This is a genomic window from Proteus columbae (assembly GCF_009914335.1).
Lineage (GTDB): Bacteria > Pseudomonadota > Gammaproteobacteria > Enterobacterales > Enterobacteriaceae > Proteus.
Window position 1 is genome coordinate 2,555,646 of the sequence record NZ_CP043925.1, and the last position, 21,102, is coordinate 2,576,747.

Annotated in this window: 17 protein-coding genes; 8 read left to right on the top strand and 9 right to left on the bottom strand. The window is 38.7% G+C overall.

Going from position 1 to position 21,102, the window contains the following annotated elements; all coding sequences use genetic code 11:
- Positions 1–219: 219 nt before the first annotated feature.
- The 5 genes from nrdA to tyrP all read left to right on the top strand — a co-directional run bounded on the left by nrdA (position 220) and on the right by tyrP (position 5,675).
- A complete protein-coding gene (nrdA, locus tag F1325_RS12265) occupies positions 220–2,511 on the top strand; it encodes a class 1a ribonucleoside-diphosphate reductase subunit alpha (RefSeq protein WP_109374141.1) in 2,292 nt (763 codons plus the stop codon).
- Positions 2,512–2,522: 11 nt separating this feature from the next.
- Positions 2,523–3,653: a class Ia ribonucleoside-diphosphate reductase subunit beta gene (nrdB, locus tag F1325_RS12270; RefSeq protein ID WP_109374140.1), complete on the top strand. Its 1,131-nt coding sequence runs from the start codon at positions 2,523–2,525 to the stop codon at positions 3,651–3,653.
- Positions 3,654–3,678: 25 nt separating this feature from the next.
- A complete protein-coding gene (gene yfaE, locus F1325_RS12275) occupies positions 3,679–3,957 on the top strand; it encodes a class I ribonucleotide reductase maintenance protein YfaE (RefSeq protein WP_109374139.1) in 279 nt (92 codons plus the stop codon).
- A gap of 91 nt (positions 3,958–4,048) precedes the next feature.
- Positions 4,049–4,282 (top strand): YgdI/YgdR family lipoprotein, encoded by a 234-nt coding sequence (locus tag F1325_RS12280; protein WP_109374138.1) that lies wholly within the window; start codon positions 4,049–4,051, stop codon positions 4,280–4,282.
- 241 nt (positions 4,283–4,523) lie between these two features.
- Positions 4,524–5,675 carry a tyrosine transporter TyrP gene (gene tyrP / locus F1325_RS12285; protein WP_244185081.1) on the top strand — a complete coding sequence of 384 codons (1,152 nt, stop codon included), beginning with the start codon at positions 4,524–4,526 and terminating at the stop codon, positions 5,673–5,675.
- 85 nt (positions 5,676–5,760) lie between these two features.
- On the opposite strand, the gene F1325_RS12290 is transcribed toward tyrP, so the two are convergent.
- The gene (locus F1325_RS12290) at positions 5,761–6,303 is read right to left on the bottom strand and encodes a YfaZ family outer membrane protein (RefSeq protein ID WP_100158496.1); all 543 of its coding nucleotides are present in this window, start codon (positions 6,301–6,303) and stop codon (positions 5,761–5,763) included.
- Between the two features lie 283 nt (positions 6,304–6,586).
- On the opposite strand from F1325_RS12290, the gene F1325_RS12295 reads away from it, so the two are divergent.
- Positions 6,587–8,041, top strand: coding sequence for a catalase (locus F1325_RS12295; protein WP_160230521.1), 1,455 nt, complete (start codon positions 6,587–6,589; stop codon positions 8,039–8,041).
- Positions 8,042–8,178: 137 nt separating this feature from the next.
- Here F1325_RS12295 and menE read toward each other — a convergent pair whose 3' ends face one another.
- The 6 genes from menE to F1325_RS12325 all read right to left on the bottom strand — a co-directional run bounded on the left by menE (position 8,179) and on the right by F1325_RS12325 (position 15,545).
- The gene (menE, locus tag F1325_RS12300; RefSeq protein ID WP_160230522.1) at positions 8,179–9,615 is read right to left on the bottom strand and encodes an o-succinylbenzoate--CoA ligase; all 1,437 of its coding nucleotides are present in this window, start codon (positions 9,613–9,615) and stop codon (positions 8,179–8,181) included.
- Positions 9,603–10,574 carry an o-succinylbenzoate synthase gene (gene menC, locus F1325_RS12305; RefSeq protein ID WP_160230523.1) on the bottom strand — a complete coding sequence of 324 codons (972 nt, stop codon included), beginning with the start codon at positions 10,572–10,574 and terminating at the stop codon, positions 9,603–9,605. Before menC ends, menE begins: the two co-directional genes overlap by 13 nt.
- Positions 10,574–11,431 carry a 1,4-dihydroxy-2-naphthoyl-CoA synthase gene (gene menB / locus F1325_RS12310; protein WP_109374133.1) on the bottom strand — a complete coding sequence of 286 codons (858 nt, stop codon included), beginning with the start codon at positions 11,429–11,431 and terminating at the stop codon, positions 10,574–10,576. Before menB ends, menC begins: the two co-directional genes overlap by 1 nt.
- A gap of 12 nt (positions 11,432–11,443) precedes the next feature.
- Positions 11,444–12,211, bottom strand: coding sequence for a 2-succinyl-6-hydroxy-2,4-cyclohexadiene-1-carboxylate synthase (gene menH, locus F1325_RS12315; protein WP_160230524.1), 768 nt, complete (start codon positions 12,209–12,211; stop codon positions 11,444–11,446).
- Positions 12,186–13,880 carry a 2-succinyl-5-enolpyruvyl-6-hydroxy-3-cyclohexene-1-carboxylic-acid synthase gene (menD, locus tag F1325_RS12320; protein WP_109374131.1) on the bottom strand — a complete coding sequence of 565 codons (1,695 nt, stop codon included), beginning with the start codon at positions 13,878–13,880 and terminating at the stop codon, positions 12,186–12,188. Before menD ends, menH begins: the two co-directional genes overlap by 26 nt.
- A gap of 333 nt (positions 13,881–14,213) precedes the next feature.
- Positions 14,214–15,545 carry an isochorismate synthase gene (locus F1325_RS12325; RefSeq protein WP_160230525.1) on the bottom strand — a complete coding sequence of 444 codons (1,332 nt, stop codon included), beginning with the start codon at positions 15,543–15,545 and terminating at the stop codon, positions 14,214–14,216.
- Between the two features lie 210 nt (positions 15,546–15,755).
- Between F1325_RS12325 and F1325_RS12330 the strand changes: the two genes are divergently transcribed.
- Together F1325_RS12330 and F1325_RS12335 are read left to right on the top strand one after the other, a co-directional pair.
- Complete coding sequence (locus F1325_RS12330; protein ID WP_109374129.1) at positions 15,756–16,970, top strand: alpha-xenorhabdolysin family binary toxin subunit A; 1,215 nt, start codon at positions 15,756–15,758, stop codon at positions 16,968–16,970.
- A 15-nt stretch (positions 16,971–16,985) separates the two neighbouring features.
- Complete coding sequence (locus tag F1325_RS12335) at positions 16,986–18,029, top strand: alpha-xenorhabdolysin family binary toxin subunit B (RefSeq protein ID WP_109374128.1); 1,044 nt, start codon at positions 16,986–16,988, stop codon at positions 18,027–18,029.
- A gap of 59 nt (positions 18,030–18,088) precedes the next feature.
- On the opposite strand, the gene nuoN is transcribed toward F1325_RS12335, so the two are convergent.
- Both nuoN and nuoM read right to left on the bottom strand, forming a co-directional pair.
- Positions 18,089–19,558: an NADH-quinone oxidoreductase subunit NuoN gene (gene nuoN, locus F1325_RS12340; RefSeq protein WP_109374127.1), complete on the bottom strand. Its 1,470-nt coding sequence runs from the start codon at positions 19,556–19,558 to the stop codon at positions 18,089–18,091.
- 6 nt (positions 19,559–19,564) lie between these two features.
- Complete coding sequence (nuoM, locus tag F1325_RS12345) at positions 19,565–21,094, bottom strand: NADH-quinone oxidoreductase subunit M (protein ID WP_160230526.1); 1,530 nt, start codon at positions 21,092–21,094, stop codon at positions 19,565–19,567.
- Positions 21,095–21,102: the final 8 nt, after the last annotated feature.

Below are 21,102 nucleotides of genomic sequence, written 5' to 3' on the forward strand. Positions count from 1 at the left end.
AAAATTTATCCCCTATTTATCCACAGAAACTATCAGATTTGTACACTTGATCAATCTCTCAATTACCTTTATCTTGTTATCACCATTTGAACCAACCCCTATATATTGTGTTTCCTTAAATTTCACACCACAAGACTCCTTGACACAAATTGTCATCGGGAGCGTTTTTTTGCGGTATAAAATTTCAGGTAACACTAATGCAAGAAAGGTGCATCGCTCATGAATCACAGCCTGCTCGTCACAAAACGTGATGGTCATAAAGAACGCATTGACTTAGACAAAATTCACCGTGTTATCGCCTGGGCCGCTGAAGGTCTAGAAAATGTCTCTGTATCTCAAGTTGAATTACGTTCTCAGATTCAGTTTTATGATGGTATCAAAACTGCTGATATCCATGAAACGCTGGTAAAAGCTGCTGCAGACTTAATCTCTGGTGAAACGCCTGATTATCAGTATCTCGCTGCCCGTCTTGCCGTATTTAATTTACGTAAAAAAGCGTATGGCCAATTTGAGCCACCAGCTCTGTATGATCACGTTAAAAAATTAGTCGATTTAGGCAAATACGATCGCCATCTTCTCGAAGATTACACGCAAGAAGAGTTCGAACAGATGAATAACTTTATTGTTCATCAACGTGATATGAATTTCTCCTACGCTGCGGTTAAACAATTAGAAGGCAAATACTTCGTTCAAAACCGTATTACAGGTGAAATTTACGAAAGTGCGCAATTTTTATACGTTCTAGTCGCTGCTTGCTTGTTTTCTCGTTATCCACAAGCAACACGTATGGACTATATCGAACGCTTCTATAATGCGATTTCAACCTTTAAAATTTCATTACCAACGCCAATCATGGCGGGTGTAAGAACACCAACTCGTCAATTTAGCTCTTGTGTTTTAATTGAGTGCGACGACAGCCTTGATTCTATCAATGCAACATCAAGTGCTATTGTGAAATACGTTTCTCAACGTGCGGGTATTGGTATCAATGCAGGTCGTATTCGTGCATTAGGTAGCGCTATTCGTAATGGTGAAGCGTTCCACACAGGCTGTATCCCTTTCTATAAACACTTCCAAACTGCGGTGAAATCTTGCTCACAAGGTGGTGTTCGTGGTGGTGCGGCAACCTTATTCTACCCATTATGGCATTTAGAAGTTGAAAGCCTGCTGGTACTGAAAAATAACCGTGGTGTTGAAGATAACCGTGTTCGTCATTTAGATTATGGCGTGCAATTAAACAAATTAATGTATGAGCGTTTAATCAAAGGTCAGGATATTACTTTATTCAGCCCTTCTGATGTTCCTGGTTTATACGATGCATTCTTTGCAGACCAAGACGAATTTGAACGCTTATATGTACAATATGAGAAAGACAAAAGCATCCGCCAAAAACAAGTTAAAGCGGTTGAGTTATTCTCATTAATGATGCAAGAACGTGCCTCAACTGGCCGCATTTACATTCAGAACGTTGACCATTGTAATACACATAGCCCATTTGATCCGGCTGTTGCACCAATTCGCCAATCAAACTTATGCTTAGAAATTGCACTGCCAACTAAACCATTAAATGATATTAAAGACCCTAATGGTGAAATTGCACTGTGTACGTTATCTGCATTTAACTTAGGTGCAATTGAAAATCTTGATGATTTAGAAGAACTTGCTCGTTTAGCCGTTCGTTCACTTGACGCATTGTTAGATTATCAAGACTATCCAATCTTGGCAGCTCAAAAAGGGGCAATGGGTCGTCGTACTTTAGGTATTGGTGTTATTAACTTTGCTTATTATTTAGCAAAACACGGTGTCCGCTACTCTGATGGTAGTGCAAATAACTTAACCCATCGTGCATTTGAAGCTATTCAATACTATTTATTAAAAGCATCTAATGAATTAGCGAAAGAACAAGGCGCATGCCCATGGTTTAATGAAACCACTTACGCTGAAGGTATTTTACCTATTGATACTTATAAAAAATCATTAGATGTACTGACCAATGAACCACTGCATTACGATTGGGAAGGCTTACGCAAAGACATTAAAGAGTACGGTTTACGTAACTCAACACTATCCGCGCTGATGCCATCAGAAACCTCTTCACAGATTTCGAATGCGACAAATGGTATCGAGCCACCGCGTGGTTATATCAGTATTAAAGCCTCTAAAGACGGTATTTTACGTCAAGTGGTTCCTGAGTATGAGCGTTTGAAAGGCGCTTATGAATTACTGTGGCAAATGCCAAGTATTGAAGGTTACTTGCAGTTAGTCGGTATTATGCAAAAATTCGTTGACCAAGCGATTTCTGCAAACACTAACTACGATCCTACTCGTTTCCCTAGCGGTAAGGTTCCAATGAACCAACTGCTGAAAGATTTGCTGCTCGCTTACAAATATGGTGTGAAAACACTTTATTATCACAATACCCGTGACGGTGCAGACGATGTTCAGGGTGATCTGGAAGAAGTCGTTGAGACGGAAGATTCAGATTGTGAAGGCGGCGCGTGTAAAATTTAATTGAGGAAGCTATGTCTTATACTACTTTTTCACAAGTTAAAAATGATCAACTTCAGGAGCCCATGTTTTTTGGGCAACCTGTTAACGTAGCGCGTTATGATCAGCAAAAATATCCTATTTTTGAAAAGCTAATTGAAAAACAGCTCTCCTTCTTCTGGCGTCCAGAAGAAGTGGACGTTTCTCGTGATCGTATTGACTATAATGCGTTACCTGATCATGAAAAACATATTTTTATTAGTAACTTAAAATATCAAACGCTGTTGGATTCGATTCAAGGAAGAAGCCCTAACGTGGCATTCTTACCTTTAATCTCAATCCCAGAGTTAGAGACATGGGTTGAAACATGGTCATTCTCTGAAACCATCCACTCACGCTCTTATACTCATATTATTCGTAATATTGTTAACGATCCGTCAGTTGTGTTTGATGATATCGTTGAAAATGAAGAAATTTTAAAACGTGCGCGTGATATTTCTTCTTACTACGATGAACTGATCAGACTCACTAATCTTTACCATATGTTTGGTGAAGGTGATCATGAAGTCAAAGGCGAGATGGTACACGTTACACTGCGTAAACTGAAAAAACAGCTTTACCTGTGCTTAATGAGCGTCAATGCATTAGAAGCGATTCGTTTCTACGTTAGCTTTGCCTGTTCATTTGCCTTTGCGGAACGTGAATTAATGGAAGGTAATGCTAAAATCATTCGATTAATTGCTCGTGATGAAGCCTTGCATTTAACAGGAACACAGCACATGCTGAATTTACTGCGTTCAGGTCAAGATGATCCTGAAATGGCAGAAATTGCGGCTGAATGTGAGCAAGAGTGTTATGACCTGTTTGTTGAAGCGGCAGAGCAAGAAAAAGAGTGGGCGGAATACCTGTTCTCTGAAGGCTCTATGATTGGTTTAAATAAAGATATCCTTTGCCAATATGTTGAATATATCACCAATATTCGCATGCAAGCAGTGGGTCTTAAATTACCATTTAAAGCACGTTCTAACCCTATTCCATGGATCAATGCATGGTTAGTGTCTGACAACGTTCAAGTTGCACCTCAAGAAGTTGAAGTCAGTTCTTACCTCGTGGGTCAAATCGATTCACAAGTTGATACTGATGACCTAAGTAACTTTGAACTGTAATACTGAGAAATAACACCGATACGTTATGGCATCTCATAAAGTGACCCTGCATCAGCAGGGTCTTTCAACACCTTTAGAATTTCATACTGACACCCATCCTTCTTTGCTTGATGCATTAGAGCATGGGAAAGTCCAAGTCGAATACCAATGTCGTGAAGGCTATTGTGGCTCTTGTCGTCTACGCTTAGTGAAAGGCAAAGTGTGTTATCGCAATGAGCCTTTAGCGTTTATCCAAGCCGATGAAATACTCCCCTGTAGTTGCCATCCCATTAGTGATATCGAAATAGAAATTTGCTCTGAGTAATTTGAATTATCTTAATTTTGGCTTTTTCCTAACACTCTTGTTCATCTTTGACTAAAGTTACAAATAACATTGATAAAAAAGGAAAAGTATTATGAAATTAAGTTCTATTTTCTCCGCTGTTGCTATTTCCACATCAATTCTGCTCGTCGCGGGCTGTTCAAGTCCACAAAAAATAGAAACAGTTAATGGGGAAACAATTTTAACGACAGATAAACCCCAAGAAGATGAAGCAACTGGATTAATTACCTACAAAGATTCAGAAACAGGGCAAATTAAACAAATTAATCGTGATCAAATAAGACGAATGGTAGAGCTTGACGATTAACGCTCCTATAAATATCTCTCTTAAAGCGCCAATTCATATTTATAATTGGCGTTTTTTTATTCACAAAATCCTTTTTGTAAACTAATCATTACAGTGTACGTAATTAAAATTTGACAGAAATTTACCATTCTTATACCCTGCTTTTTAAATAAATAAAATAGTTTAGAGAACAGAGGATTTTGTGAAGAATCGCACTATAGGCAGTGTTTTTATTGTTGCAGGAACAACAATTGGGGCAGGTATGCTGGCAATGCCACTGGCTGCCGTGGGTATTGGTTTTAGCACCATGATGCTATTGCTTGTTGGCTTATGGTTATTGATGAGCTATACCGCGTTACTGCTGGTGGAAGTTTATCAATACAATGATCCTCATACTGGTCTTGGCTCTATTGCAAAGCGCTACCTTGGTGTTGGTGGTCAAGTGATCACAGGACTTGCACTATTACTATTAATGTATGCGCTAACAACTGCTTATATTAGTGGTGCAGGTGAACTACTCTCATCCACACTCTCATCTTGGATTGGTCATGAGCTTTCTGTCACACAAGGTATCATTATCTTTACAGTGATTGGTGGAGCGGTGGTAGGAATTGGTACAACATCGGTTGATATGATTAACCGCCTATTGTTTACCGCAAAAGTTTTCTTCCTCATATTTATGCTGATTGTGATGTTACCTCACGTTGAATCAGTAAACTTAACCTCAATGCCTGTGGCATATGGGCTTATTCTTTCTGCTATTCCTGTTATTTTTACCTCATTTGGTTTCCATGGTAGTGTGCCAAGTATTGTAAGTTACATGAACGGCGATATTAAAAAGCTACGTATTATCTTTATTATTGGTAGTGCTATTCCGCTTGTTGCTTATATTTTATGGCAAATTGCCACTTTAGGTGCCATCCCAACAAATACTTTTATGGGAATTATGGCGCAACAATCTGGATTAAATGGTCTGCTTACTGCTATCCGTGATGTTGTTGCTACACCTCGCGTGAATATTGCAGTTAACCTATTTGCTGCATTAGCTTTAGCTACCTCGTTTCTTGGTGTTGCATTAGGCCTATTTGATTATCTTGCTGACCTATTCAAACGCAGTAATCGTGCAACTGGGCGTATACAATCAAGCCTATTAACGTTTGCGCCTCCTTTACTATGCGCGCTTTATTTTCCTAACTTTGTACAAGCATTAGCCTATGCCGCTATTGCCCTGTCAATCTTAGCGTTGCTTCTACCTGCTTTATTAGTATGGAAAGTTAGACAAGAACAAAACGGTGCAGATAAATACAAAGTTAAAGGCGGGAAAGGTGCATTAGGTATTGTGTTTATTTGTGGTCTGGTGGTTATTGGTATTCAAATCGCTATCACTTTTGGTTTATTACCACAAGTCGGCTAAATACTCACTTATACTAACAACAAAAAAAGCAGGTGCTGATTTTTCAACACCTGCTTTTTATTTGATCTTATCTGCTTTTTCTAAATTAGAAGCTTAAACCAGCGCCAACATAGAAACCATCAGCAATTTTATTATTACTTCTATTATGTGAGTTTTCGATTTCAATTACACGGTAACCTGCATTAACATGCAGTGGTTTAAATACTGTTAATTGAGCACCCACATCAGCTTCATAATAAGATTTGCTGCCAGAGGTTAATCCTTCAGGAGAAGCATAAGCTTCACCATAAACATTCAATGAAGGGAATACATTCCAGTTTAAACCTACACCACCCGCTAGTGCAGCACCATCATCACCATTTTTTGGTGATAAGTAGAGTGCTTTACCTCCAACACTCGCAGAGAAAGGTCCTAATGGTAATGCGAATTTTGCACCTAGACTACCCGTCTGACCATCATGATCACTTCGTGCCCAGTTACCATTAAAAGATAGCCCTGCGTTAGGATCACCTAAACCCGCACGAACATCAGTGTAATGCTTACCCGCTTGAATATTCATTGATACTGCATTTGCATTACCAGCCATAAATAACGCACTTACAGCGCCGACCAATAAATATTTTTTCATTGTTATTACTCCAGCAAATAATTGTCCTAACTTATAATTATACAACAAATTTATTAAACAACTTTAGCTAAAATTGAAAGCTAATCTGTAGAATTTTCAATCTATGTAAATAAGTTACGTCTATCAATGTTATTGGTCTAATTGGTTTTATTAATGAGTTTATTATTGCTAAAGTGGAATTACAGTCAATATTAACCATAATAAGTATAAGGCTGTTCGCTTCGTTTTATTCACACATGCTATTTTTTAGAACGTTCATTATTTCATAAACTGGAGATATGTGATGGAAAAGAAAAAGCTAACAACGGCATCTGGTGCGCCAGTTGTAGACAATAATAACTCGATGACAGCAGGCCCTCGCGGCCCAATGTTACTTCAAGATGTCTGGTTTCTAGAAAAGCTTGCTCACTTCGATCGTGAAGTTATTCCTGAAAGACGTATGCACGCAAAAGGCTCTGGTGCTTTTGGTACATTTAAAGTGACTCACGACATTACGAAATATACTCGTGCTAAAATATTCTCTAAAGTGGGCAAAAAAACAGACATGTTTGCTCGTTTTTCCACTGTTGCGGGTGAAAGAGGTGCAGCAGACGCTGAACGTGATATTCGCGGCTTTGCGTTAAAATTTTATACCGAAGAAGGTAACTGGGATATGGTGGGTAATAACACGCCCGTTTTCTATCTTCGTGATGCCCTGAAATTCCCTGACTTAAACCACGTTGTAAAACGTGACCCTAAAACTAATCTGCGTAATTTAGCTTACAAATGGGATTTTTTCTCTCATTTACCTGAAGCATTACACCAGTTGACCATTGATATGAGCGACCGCGGTTTACCAAAAAGTTATCGCTTTATTCATGGTTTTGGTAGTCACACTTATAGCTTTATTAATAAAGATAACGAGCGTTTTTGGGTTAAGTTTCATTTCCGTTGCCAACAAGGCATTAAAAATCTGATGGATGATGAAGCGCAAATGCTAGTAGGTCAAGACAGAGAAAGCTCACAACGTGATTTATTTGATGCTATTGAGCGCGGTGATTTCCCACGTTGGAATTTACAAATTCAAGTAATGCCAGAGAAAGAAGCTTCAAAAGTTCCTTATAATCCTTTTGATTTAACTAAAGTTTGGCCTCATGCGGATTATCCATTAATCGATGTGGGTTATTTTGAATTAAACCGTAATCCTGAAAACTATTTCTCTGATGTAGAGCAAGCAGCATTTAGCCCAGCCAACATCGTTCCTGGTATTGGTTTTTCACCAGATAAAATGTTACAAGGTCGCCTATTCTCTTATGGTGATGCACATCGCTATCGTTTAGGTGTTAACCATCATCAGATCCCTGTTAATGCCCCTAAATGCCCATTCCACAATTATCATCGTGATGGTGCAATGCGTGTTGATGGTAATAGTGGCAGCGGTATTACCTATGAGCCAAATAATGGCGGTATGTTCCAAGAACAGCCTAATTTCAAAGAGCCACCATTATCTATCGAAGGCGCGGCAGATCACTGGAATCATCGTGAAGATGAAGATTACTTCAGTCAACCTCGTGCACTGTATGAATTACTGAGTGATGAAGAGCACCAACGTATGTTTGCTCGCATCGCAGGCGAATTAATTCAAGCAAGTAAAGATACACAAAAACGTCAAATTGCCCTATTTAAGAAAGTCCATCCTGAATATGGTGCTGGTGTTGAAAAAGCAATGAAAGCATTAGCAAAAAAAGACGCTAAATAACCGCATAATAAGAAGCCCTGTGAGCAACTCGGCACTCATGCCCCTAGTTAAAAGCTAGGGGCATATTTTTATATTAAAGAAATAGTTAATTATATGAATTAAAGACTTCGCCTTTAGTATTAATAAATAAATAACAATTATATCTTCTTAAGAGCCATTTGCCCTTTCACCCACTCTTGCACTTGTTTACGGGAAATTTTAATTCCGCCATTCTTTAGGCTTTCAGGGAGTTGCAGGCAAGCAACGGGTCGTTGAAATCCAGCTAATCGAGAGTGATACCATTGTGGTAATTGATTGATTATTTCAATATCAGCATCGACAGCCGCGACAGGACGTTGCCCAAATTCAGCATCATCAATAGGGACAACAAAAGACTGACTAACACTTGGATGTGTATTAAGAATTTTTTCTATATCTTCTGGTTGAATACCTTCGCCAGCACTAAAAAAGAGATTATCCAAGCGTCCTAAAACACACCATTCATCAGCGATAAAGTCACCTTTATCTCGTGTTGAATACCAGCCATCCGCAGTGAGTGATAACGGTTTTAATTTACCATCAAACCAATAACCTAAAGCAACACTGTCTGATTTAATCTGAATTTCATCATCGATTAGTCTTACACCTTTGCCTTTTAATGGTAGCCCTACTCCCGCTTTACCATCTGCGCGTTTGGCGCAAACAGTGGATGCCATTTCGGTCATGCCATAACCACACCAGCATTGAATTCCGCAATGCTCTGCTTCTTGCGTTAATTCAATGGGGATCATCGCGCCACCTAATAAAACAGATTTTAGGCTGATCGAGTATTGCCTATCTTGTTGCGCTTTATTTTGTAAGAAACGCCAAAGCTGTGTAGGGACTAAAGAAGCATGAGTACAACCTTGTAATGCATCAATAAAAGGATGCATTTCACGCACCACCAGCGTTGCGCCACGTAACAACCAACGCCAAAAAATGCCTTGTCCTGATACATGAAACAAAGGTAAAGAGAGCAACCAGCTATCACCTTTCTCAAAGGGCATTAATGATAAAACACCTTCCGCACTGCAAAGATGCGCATCAAAAGTATGGACAGCCGCTTTAGGTAAACCTGATGAACCCGATGTCAAAATAAGCGTTGCCATGCGAGATGGCTCCCACTGTACATCTTTTATTTCATTTTTATGTTGACGTGGTGCGTTATTAAACTCAACACCATTAAGATCAAGCAAAGCCGCATCCAGATCTAGCGTTGATTCACTCAGATCAGCATAAAAATCAATATGTAAATGAGGTAATAAATCATCAAGTAAAGACTTTGGAATTTGTGGATTTAAAGGTAAAACCTTAGCTCCACATTGAAAAACAGCGAGTAATGCAAAAACAAGATTAAGGTTATTTTTTCCACGCAACAGCACTGTGCTTTGTGTATCAACACCTTGTTTAGCAAAATTGTTAGCTAAGTGATTAATATGACAACTGAGTTGCTGCCATGTAATAGGTGAAACACCTGAAATGATGGCCGTTTCATTTGGGTAGAGTTGTGCCCATTGATGCCACGGCCATTGTTTAAATGGAACTACTGTTGCCATACTGTCTCTAGTTGTTCAAGAGAGATAAGTGGAATATCCACATTTGGCCAAGGACGAATAAGTTGTTGTTTAATTAAATCAACGGTATCGAGCCCTGGAGTGCTATTAGGCGTTAACCACTGCGCAATTCTTGCCAATTGAGTCAGCCCAAAGCTGCTTTCAATACTTGAACTGATAATGGCGTCTAGTCCTAAAGCATGTGCTTGTTCAACAAAAGATTGGCAACGTTCAATGCTTCCCACCAATGTAGGTTTGATAACAATCGTTGTTACACCCGCTTGAGGTTTGATTTCAAAACCTTCATCACGCACAGTTTCATCCCAAGCGATGTTAATTCCTGTTGCCTGTGAAAAAGCGAGTGACTCTTCTGGTGTTTTACATGGCTCTTCTAAGAATGCAATGCGATCTCGCCATGCAGGGTTTACATATTTCGCAAATCCTTCGGCTTTTGCTGGCGTCCAACTTCTGTTTGCATCCAATCTTAATTTTAAGTCTGGAATGGCTTCTAATAACAAATTAACGACTATTCCATCACGCACAGCTTCATATAAACCCACTTTGATTTTAGCGACTTTTTCACCGTCCATATCATTAAGGCTTAAAATCAAATCATCAGGATCGCCATTACATAAAGGTGCAGCACGATAATTCGCTTCTTGTGGCAAAGTACCTTCAAGCTCTGCTAATGCACAGCTAATACCAAAAGCGACACTTGGTAGTTCACTATAAACAGGGTTTTCACCCGCACACCAAGCCGTTAACCAAGATTGTGCGGCTTCTTGGGCTTGTTCTAAAGTTTCACGGCTAAACTCAGGAAGAGGTGAAATTTCACCCCATCCTTGTTTGCCATTTTGCTCTAAACAGACAAGAAAACCATCACGCGATTTTAGCCTTTGATAACGCAGTACAACGCCTGCATCAGCAGGAAGGCTGAATGAATAGAGTTTGGCGTTTCGCATTATGGGTTACGTTTAAATCGAGAGAAATCAGGTTGACGTTTTTCATTAAAGGCGTTGCGGCCTTCTTGACCTTCATCAGTCATATAGAACAGCATAGTTGCATTACCTGCTAATTCTTGAAGACCCGCTTGACCATCACAATCTGCATTTAATGCAGCTTTTAAGCAACGTAATGCCATTGGGCTATTTTCCAGCATTTCACGACACCAACGCACCGTTTCTTTTTCAAGGTCAGCATAAGGAACAACGGTATTCACTAATCCCATTTCTAATGCTTCTTTTGCATCATATTGACGGCATAAGAACCAAATTTCGCGTGCTTTCTTTTGGCCTACAATACGTGCCATATAAGAAGCACCCCAGCCACCATCGAAAGAACCGACTTTAGGACCAGTTTGACCAAAAATCGCGTTTTCAGCAGCAATGGTTAAGTCACACATCATATGAAGCACATGGCCACCACCGATAGAATAACCCGCGACCATTGCCACAACAGGTTTTGGACACGTACGGATTTGGCGTTGGAAATCCAACACGTTCAGGTGATGTGTACCGCTATCATCACGGTATCCGCCGTAGTCCCCGCGAATTTTTTGGTCACCACCTGCACAGAACGCTTTTTCACCAGCACCCGTTAAAATGATAGTACCAATGGTGTCATCATAACGAGCATCCGCTAATGCTTGGATCATCTCTTTCACTGTCAAAGGACGGAAAGCATTACGCACTTGCGGGCGGTTAATCGTAATTTTTGCAATGCCATCGACTGATTTATGATAGAGGATATCTTCAAAACCTTCAGAACAATCCTGCCATTCAATCGGTGCATATAATTTTTCTTCGCTCGGGTAAAGCATAATTAGGTTCCTTTAACCAAAGAGGGATAAAACATGATTTATCACCGCAGCGTAAGCAACAGGCTGTGCCTGATGGGCATTATGACCAGCTTGCGGGATAGTCGTTAATGGCAGCGAATACTGCTGCGCAATAGATTGAAATTTATTATCTTTTTCACCACAAAGCCAAATAAACGGCAATGTGAGTTGCTGCAACTCTGTGACAAGCCAAGGTTGATTACCTAAAGAAAGCGTTTCTAAACTTTCTGCAATACAAAAACCAGCGTTATGACAACGTTTTTCAACGAGTAATTGGCGTTTCTCATCACTTAGATCGGCAAATACGGGTTGCTGATACCACTGTGCCAATACGTCACTGATAGGTTCATTACGGAAACGCTCAGCCCAGCGTTTATCATGTGCAATACGATTTTGTCTTTCTGTTGCATCATATAAACCTGGATTTCCACCTTCTACAATCAACCCCATTAATCCCGTAGTATCACCAAAACACGCATGATACATCGAAATTCTGCCACCTAACGAATAACCAATTAGCCAATAGTGGTCAACACCTTGCTCTTTTAGTGTATCTGTCAGCAACGTACTCACTTCAACAAAATTTTTCGCGCTGATAGAAGCAGAACCACCATGACGAGGCAAATCAATCACAAGTGATGGATATTCATGGCAAGCTTGAATGACAGGCTCCCATTCACAACCCTCACCTAATAGCCCATGCAACCAAACTAACCAAGGCCCTTCATTATGGGTATTATATCGCTGACATGCTAAAGTCATGAGATGTTACCTGTTTTACCAGCTGATTTAATGTTTTTGCACCATCGGTATCATCAACAATTAATTCAATTAATGTCGTTATTGGCGCCCCTGCCCAGCATTTCTGAACAGTCGTTAACAGTGCATCCCAACTTGTTGGTGATACATAATGCAAACCAAACATTGCAGCTGCGTGTTTGAAATTTAGTGAATGAGGCATACAGTAAAAGCGTTCTCGCTCTGCCTCTGGCGTTGGTAGCATTGAAAATATTTGCCCACCGTTATTATTCACTACGATAATAACATTAGGCGCATAAACTTGTTGATGCAACGCTAGACTATTTAAATCATACAGTGCAGATAAATCACCCAATATTGTTAATGTTGGCTTTTCTGTTGCACGATGAGCACCCGCAGATGTTGAAATTAAGCCATCAATACCACTTGCGCCTCGATTGCTCATCACAGGATAACCTTGTGGTAACTGAGCAAATGCATCGATTAATCGTACTATCAGACTATTGCCAACAAATAATTGTCCATCATTAGGAAGTAATTTATCTAATTGGTGCGCAACCTGTGCTTCACCAAAATAATCGGTTATTTCACTAACTTTTTGATAGGTTTGTTTGGCTATATTAGTTAATGCATTAGTCCACGGTGAATTATCAACCGCAGAATGTGCCGTTAGCCACTGCATCGGTGATAACGTAAATTTCTCACCTTGATGATGACCAGGATCTAAGCGCCCCGGAATAGGATCAATGATCCAATACGTTTTTGGAGAGCACCCTACTTGCCATTGTAATAAGCGTTTACCTGTTAAACTTGAACCAAATTGAATAACGATTTCAGCCTTATTTAATTCTGATTTTGTCTGTGGATTATTCAACCATAAATCGGCACAAGGCAACGGTTGCCCCGTTTGTGATAAAACATCACCCAATAAAGGCCAACCTAATTGAGATGCCCATTTTGCAACTTCGACACCTTCTTCTGGGCTAATACGTCCTGCGATAACCACCCCTTTTTTCTGACGTATAACATCCCATTGAGGATGCGTCGATACAGAGGTAAAAAGGGATTCTTGTAACCACGGCTTATCACTTTGCCACCAATGGCCCAATGCCTCAGTCCACGGCGTAGATGTTTTAACATCATCACCATATAACGGTTCAGCAAAAGGGCAATTAACGTGTAATGCGCCATGAACCAATGTATTCATCGCATTATCAAGTGTAGAAACTAACCAACTTGCGGGAATATCAGTTGTCGGTCGTGGTAAAGAGAGTGTTTTTGAAGGATGAGTTGCAAAAATACCTTGCTGACGAATTGCTTGATTCGCACCACAATCAATTAATTCTGGCGGTCTATCTGCGGTTAAAAAGATCACTCGCTCACCCGTTAATCCTGCTTCAATTAAAGCGGGATATAGGTTAGCCACCGCGGTACCCGATGTCACAATAACAGCAACAGGTTCTTTCGATGCTTTTGCAAGCCCTAATGCTAAATGCCCCAACCCACGCTCATCAAAATGTGTATGACACGTTAATTTATGATTTGCGGCTGCGGCAAGTGTTAAAGGTGTCGAACGAGATCCGGGTGCAATACAGATATGGCGTAAACCATGACGAGTCAAAGCTTCGAGTATAACTTTAGCCCATTGGCGATTAAACGAACTATTAGACATTGATCATCCCAACAACGAAAACCTGCAATTGCTATTATAATATCTGTTCCTAAATACTTTTCTTTAGCCTAGTTCAATGAACAGTCGTTTTCGTTAAATAAATCGTTAAAGAAACACTCAAAGAGTGCATTATTTAGGCTAATCATCCACTCTATTTTCAATGAACTCTTTTTATCGTTAAGAATAAGAATAAATAGCACAAGTGGCTTAAAGAATAGCATCAATTAGTTAACAAATCGCAATAGTTAATTGAAAAGTAGCACTAAAAATGCGCTTAAAATAAAACCATCAAATTTTGATGGTTTTAATAAATTTAAGATTATCTGTAATAAATTAATTTTCTTTTTCTAGCAATGTACGTAAACCCGCAGCTTTATTCTCAATTTCAGTCCATTCTTGTAGCGGATCTGAACCAGCAACAACACCTGCACCTGCATAAAGTGTCAGAGTATCATCATGCAGTTCACCACAACGTAGGCTTACGGCAAATTCTGTGTGTGGTAATCCTAAATATCCTGCTGAACCCGCATACCAACGACGCTCAAAAGGTTCATGTTGACGAATAAAAGCGCGAGCAATACTACGAGGTAAGCCACATACTGCGGCAGTAGGTTGAAGTCGTTTTAAACAGTCAATATCATCAGAATCAATCAGTTTCCCATGTATATAACGACGAAGATGTTGCACTTTACGGAGTCGGATCACATCCGCTGCTGAAACATCAATACCTTCAACACCTCCTTGTAATCGCTGACAAATATCATCGACCACCACCAGATTTTCATGCTGATTTTTTTTGTCATTCATCAGCCAATCTGCAAATTCTGTCGCTTGCTGTTCATTGTCAGAGCTGGCAGCCGTTCCTGCTAACGCTTCGGTATACAGCATTAACTCATCACGTTTATATAATCGTTCTGGGGTTGACCCCATAAATGCATCAGAAGGTGAAAAAGCCAACATATAATGATAGCAGTGATGATTAACATCACGACTTGCTTTCATAAATTGAATTGCTTTTAGCGGATTATCCAACGTCAAGCAAGTTGCTCTTGCAGGTACTACTTTTTCAAAATGATTTTGACGTATTTCATCTAATGCAAGAGTGAGATAATCGACCCACTGAGCTTGCGTTAAGGAGTGATTCACCGAAACCACAGAAACAGCAAGCGGCTCAATATCCAGCGCTTGATTTAAGGTTTGCAGAAAATCTAAGGTGCTTTGTTTATCACCTTCATTCAACATATTTAGATGAACAGAAAGCTGTTGCTGGTGGCGTCGAATTTCAATCCATGGCAGAAAAAGGTAGGCGTCATCGCCATTCTTTTCATCAATACGACCAGGAATAATAGTATCCCATGCATTTAAGCCCCAAATACGTACATCATCAATACAGGGATCCGATTGGTGCACAGCTAAAAATTGGTGTGCATCTTGAATATGATTGAAACAGCGTAATTGTCCACAGGCTGCCACTTCTTCATGTTCATCACGATGCTGCCAATAAAATTGAGGATAATACGACTGCGCAGCAAGCCATGAGAGCAATGAAAATGAAACCTCTGCTGGCAAGGTGACTTTCAAATGTAAAAGATTACCTTGTGCTGTCAGATTTATATTTTTAACTTTTTCGTACAGTGTCGAAAACACAGGATTAACCTTTTCCACTCCAAATACCCACAACTAATTAAAAAGGAGATTATACGTCTCTATACGAATTATCAAAGGACTGATTAATTATAACCTTTGTCATTTATCAAAGTTTTGTATTTTTCATGTTACAAAGTAGAAGTATTAACTCGCACTTCTGAAATAACCAACAAATCTTCATTAGATAAAGTGGTAAAGATAAAAATTTTCATACATAAGTGAGGTTATATGGATACAACCACCTTTGAACACGTCGATAAAATTATTGAGACGTCCGATATTCCTAAGGTTGCTTTGGGATTAATATTAGGTATAGATATTGAAGATGGACGACTACCTGGTATTGTGACATCTCATGATTTAATAAAAATAAAGTCTTATGTTAATAAAGCACTTTCTCTTCCTTACAAAATAGATGATGTCATCAAATTTATTCATTATAGTAAAATAAATGAATCACAACTCTCTCCTGATAATATTTTGTCTCTATTCATTCAAATACGGGAGCATGCATTTGAATGGAATCAAATTGAATATGCAATAAAGCAACAAGCAATTGATTTAGAAATAATGGGTAGAGAAATCACTTCTACAGGTGAAAATGTCATTTTATTTATTAGTCAAATGCCTTTATTAGCAAAAATATCTACTATTATTAATGACATTTCTGAGCAAGAGTTAAAAAACATTCGATACACATCTCAAGATAAAGAAGTTTCAACACAATTAATTCATATATTAGAAAGTATGAAAGAGGATATTGAAAATGAACGTGATAAGACCATAAAAATAAAAGACAGTTTATCTACCTTTAGAAGTAAAATAATGGGAGGCAAAGATAGCCAGAATGTCAATCATCATTCTATTTATCACGACATTCTTAACAAGAAAAGATTTATTAATGAGTTTTATACAGATAATAGTCGTTCACTTATTGAAGAACGAGATTTACTCGTTGAAGAAATAGAAATGCTCAAAGATGAATATAAACACTATATAGGTCTTGCATTTACGGGACTCGCGATTGGCATTATTGGTGTTATTATCACAGGTGGAATATTCGGGGCAAAAGCCGAAGCCATACGTAAAAAGAAAAATGAACTTATTCAAAAGGTGAAAGAAATCAATGCTGACATCGATATCTATGAAGGTTTATCTTTGCATTTAAATACATTTTATATTGAATTATCTGAAATAGAGCAATTTATTGAAGATGCAAATATGGCGTTAGAACATATTGAATATGTATGGCAAGCCATCTTAACAGAAATAGAAACATCAATAACGCATTTTAATAAAATTAACAATGCATTAGAGCTGATTAAATTTAGTATTTACCTAGAAAAAATTATCGCACCTTGGTATATGGTCATTGGTTACTCAAAGGAAATCTTACTCTCTTTTGATGATGCTCTTTCTACATTTTATTCATCTAAAGATTAACAAAAGGATATTGTTATGAATCATAATGAAAAACCCGTCAATTTAGAAGAATGTTTTAAACATAATCAATTATTTCATGCGCACAGAAATATTCTCTCTTTAAGTAATAGTAAATGTTATCTAGATAGTACACTTGAGGGAGAAGTCAATAATCTATTAGAAACAAACAATAAAAATATTGAACGCATTATTTATTTTTCACTTAGTTTAAAAAGCAGATTAAGGCAAAGTTTATTTAATGATATTTTTAAAACAATAAATGAAATTGACAATGAGATAAAAACAGGAAATCTTGATAATGAAATAAAAAATAAATTAGAAAAAAAAAGAAAAGAAATAATCAATATATTTTCAAATGAAATAGATGAAATAGAGAAAATGATAAATGAACATGGTCATTCACTTTCAATTGAAATCAATAAATTAAAAAATAAATTCCTCACAAATAAAGTAATGCCTTTTATCTATGATAAAGAAAATGATGTTAAAATATGTTCAGAAGAGATTATTACCTTAGAAAGTACATCAGAAAAAACAAAAAATGAGTTAGATATTATACGTGATAGTGAAGATATCTTACATAAAAGAAATTTTTTCGATCTTTTTAAAAACAAACTTCCTCAGCAACAACAAATTGATGTTCTTAATATTGAAACACAAGAAAAAAACGTTTTATCTTCATTGGTAAAAATACTGAATAATTTATTTTCCACGTTAGATACTGGCTTTTCTTATAGTAAAGTTGTTAAAACTCGGCATCAACTTACTTCGCTTTATTTATCACAAATAAAAAGTCTTCATCAATTAAAAACTAAGCAGCAAAAAATATTATTAAATATGAAACATCATTATAATATTATGGATATTGATTACTTTCTTCATATATTGATTAAACAGTTAACATTTCTATCTGAAAGTTGGCGGGAAATAGCCTTGAAAATATCAATTTTAGAAAACAACATCTTATTAAATGAAGAGATTATTATTCCTATCTTCTCATTTTTAGATGATTTCTCTTTATATTATGAGAGTGCAGACAAAATAAATATTTATCAATAATAATTAAAAAACGGCTCTATAAAAGAGCCGTTTTATTATTTAACGATTCGTTATTACGATTAGTTGATTGCTGGAGCAATAATCGCAAAATTCGTTAATTCAATAAGTGGTTGTGGCCATACCCCTAAGGCAATCACAACAACAGCACAGATTAGCGCAACAAATATTGCCATATTTTGTGATGTTGTTGAAATAGCTGGGGTGTTGTCATTGTCTGGTTTGCGTAAAAAGACAATAGCCGCAGCACGTAGGTAGTAGAATAAGCCAATTGCACTACCTAACACAACCATGCCTGTTAACCACCACAAGCTTGAGCTAATACCTGCAATGATGACATACAGTTTACCAATGAAGCCTAATGTAACTGGTACGCCTGCCAGTGATAGCATCATCAGTGACATCACCACAGCAACTACAGGGCGGCGCCAGAATAATCCGCGATAATCTTCCAGTGAATCCATTTCGCCTTCACGATAAGGACTTGACGCTACTGCAATAGCACCAAACGCCCCGAGACTTGCAAACAAGTAACCAGCCAAATAAATTTCAGCGGTTTCTTGTGCTAATACAGGGCTATATTGCAGCACAATTAATGCCACTAGTAGATAACCAAGGTGTGATACTGAAGAGTAACCCAATAAGCGTTTTACGCTCTTTTGCGTTAACGCCATGATGTTACCAAACAAGATAGAGGCAATTGCCATGAAACCTAAGATCATTCGTAAGGTTTCACTATCCGCAGCTGGCGCATCAAGGAATAAACGCATAACAACAGCAAAAATACCAATCTTACTTGCCGTCGCTAAGAACGCGCCAGTGGGTGCTGGTGCACCTTGGTAAACATCTGGTGTCCACAATTGGAATGGGAATAAAGATAATTTAAATCCAATTCCCACTAACATCATACCTAAACCTGCAAGTACTAATGGTTTATGGATATTGCTATCACTTAAACTTTGTCCCATTGCAGCAAAGGAGAGATCCCCTGCTTCTGCATAGAGAAGTGCCATACCAAATAGTAAGAAAGAAGAGGCTGCCGCAGAAAGCAGCATATATTTGATACCTGCTTCCAGTGATGGACGTTGTTGGAATGCGTAACCGATAAGACCAAACAGCGGTAATGTCAGTAATTCAATACCAATAAACATCGATGCAAAGTGGTGGGCAGACGAGAGTAAAATCCCTCCAACTACCGCAATCGCAATCAGCAGATAAAATTCTTCTTTGTTATCTTGATAGCCTTCTAACCAAGGATAAGCAAAAGCGATAGTTCCAATACCAGAAAGGATCACTAGTGCAGTAAAGAAGCTTGAGTATCCATCAACGTGATAAAGCGTGGTCACGTCCACTACGCCTAATGCATTAACGTAATAGAGCGAGCCCAGCGCAATGATGAAACCCGTAGCTGTCAAAGTGGCAATGGTAAAATGATCGCGTCGCCATGCAATGGACAGCATCACAACCACCACCGTCAATCCGACGATCAATAGCGGTAGCATTGCGATCAATTGTTCAGGAGTTATTGTCATGGCGAATTACGGCCTTACTGTTGAAATAGAAGCGGAATACCAAGTCTGGAGATTTTCCATCGCTGATATTGATGTGTCTAATACAGGTTGTGGGAAGAAGCCCAAAATAACCAGTAAAACAACCAATGTGATCAGGATAAAGAATTCTCTCAGATCTAACCCTTTATAGGTTCTTTCAGCTGTTTTCGGTGAACCATAGTAAGCCTGTTGCATCATCCACAGCGCGTAGACAGAAGCAAAGACTAAACCAAAGACCGAAATAATAGTGATCAGCTTAAAGTTACCATAAGTACCAAACAGGATCATAAACTCACCCACGAAGTTACCTGTTCCTGGCATACCTAAAGAGGCAACCGCAAAGAACAGTGAAAACGCAGGTAAGAAACGGATGCTTTTCCACAATCCACCCATTTGGTTCATATCACGCGTACCTAAACGCTCATACAGCATGCCACACATGATAAATAAACCCGCAGCTGACAAACCGTTGGTGATCATTTGAATAATCGCACCTTGGTAAGCCAATACAGAGCCGGCATAAATCGCAATCACGATAAAGCCCATGTGAGAAATACTACTGTAAGCCGCAAGACGTTTGATATCAGTCTGACGGAAGGCTAACAGTGCTGCATAGAATACGGTAATTAAACCTAACCACATCGCCACAGGTGCCAGTAACGCTGACGCTTCTGGGAAGAGTGGTAAGTTAAAACGTAATAGACCGTAAGCCGCTGTTTTTAGCAAAATACCTGATAAGTCAACAGAGCCTGCTGTTGGTGCTTCTGCGTGAGCATCCGCTAACCAGCCATGTACAGGTACGATAGGCATTTTTACTGCAAATGCAGCGAAGAAACCTAACATCAGAATAAATTGCAGTTCAGAGCCTAATACCGTATGTGCTTGTAATAAGGTATCGTAATTAAACGTCCAAATACCTGTTTCACGGTAGAAAGCAACCGCTAAACCGATAATGGCCAGCAACATTAACAAGCCACTTGCCTGTGTATAGATAAAGAATTTTGTTGCCGCACTGACGTGTGCTTTATCACTACTTCCTTTGTGTCCCCATAAAGAAATCAGGAAATACATTGGGATCAACATCATTTCCCAGAAGAAGAAGAATAAGAACAAGTCTGTCGCTAAAAATACGCCCATCACACCGGCTAAAATCCACAGCAGGTTAAAATGGAAAGCACCTTGTGATGGCTGATTTTCATTCCACGATGAAAGTACCGCTAAGATACCTAAAATCGCAGTTAATACAGTCATCAGCAATGACATACCATCAAGTGCAAATTGGATATTAATCCCTAAAGCAGGGATCCACGGCACAAAGAAAAACTCTGTCCAACGTGGTGCTCCATCAGCACTAAGTAGTTGATAATCGCCTTGCAACCAAAGTTGCACAGAAATAATGAGTGTTAATCCCATCGTCAGCAACGCAACCCAGCGAGGGACTTGCGAGCCGATTCGTTCAGCCTGCCAACTTAGCAGGCCACCGATGAAGGGAATAAGTATTAGCCAGGGTAATAACATGGCGCAAT

Excerpts from the sequence above, each read along its gene's own strand:
- nrdA (WP_109374141.1), top strand. The coding sequence starts at position 220 with ATGAATCACAGCCTGCTCGTCACAAAACGTGATGGTCATAAAGAACGC.
- nrdB (WP_109374140.1), top strand. The coding sequence starts at position 2,523 with ATGTCTTATACTACTTTTTCACAAGTTAAAAATGATCAACTTCAGGAG.
- yfaE (WP_109374139.1), top strand. The coding sequence starts at position 3,679 with ATGGCATCTCATAAAGTGACCCTGCATCAGCAGGGTCTTTCAACACCT.
- F1325_RS12280 (WP_109374138.1), top strand. The coding sequence starts at position 4,049 with ATGAAATTAAGTTCTATTTTCTCCGCTGTTGCTATTTCCACATCAATT.
- tyrP (WP_244185081.1), top strand. The coding sequence starts at position 4,524 with ATGCTGGCAATGCCACTGGCTGCCGTGGGTATTGGTTTTAGCACCATG.
- F1325_RS12290 (WP_100158496.1), bottom strand. The coding sequence starts at position 6,303 with ATGAAAAAATATTTATTGGTCGGCGCTGTAAGTGCGTTATTTATGGCT.
- F1325_RS12295 (WP_160230521.1), top strand. The coding sequence starts at position 6,587 with ATGGAAAAGAAAAAGCTAACAACGGCATCTGGTGCGCCAGTTGTAGAC.
- menE (WP_160230522.1), bottom strand. The coding sequence starts at position 9,615 with ATGGCAACAGTAGTTCCATTTAAACAATGGCCGTGGCATCAATGGGCA.
- menC (WP_160230523.1), bottom strand. The coding sequence starts at position 10,574 with ATGCGAAACGCCAAACTCTATTCATTCAGCCTTCCTGCTGATGCAGGC.
- menB (WP_109374133.1), bottom strand. The coding sequence starts at position 11,431 with ATGCTTTACCCGAGCGAAGAAAAATTATATGCACCGATTGAATGGCAG.
- menH (WP_160230524.1), bottom strand. The coding sequence starts at position 12,211 with ATGACTTTAGCATGTCAGCGATATAATACCCATAATGAAGGGCCTTGG.
- menD (WP_109374131.1), bottom strand. The coding sequence starts at position 13,880 with ATGTCTAATAGTTCGTTTAATCGCCAATGGGCTAAAGTTATACTCGAA.
- F1325_RS12330 (WP_109374129.1), top strand. The coding sequence starts at position 15,756 with ATGGATACAACCACCTTTGAACACGTCGATAAAATTATTGAGACGTCC.
- F1325_RS12335 (WP_109374128.1), top strand. The coding sequence starts at position 16,986 with ATGAATCATAATGAAAAACCCGTCAATTTAGAAGAATGTTTTAAACAT.
- nuoN (WP_109374127.1), bottom strand. The coding sequence starts at position 19,558 with ATGACAATAACTCCTGAACAATTGATCGCAATGCTACCGCTATTGATC.
- nuoM (WP_160230526.1), bottom strand. The coding sequence starts at position 21,094 with ATGTTATTACCCTGGCTAATACTTATTCCCTTCATCGGTGGCCTGCTA.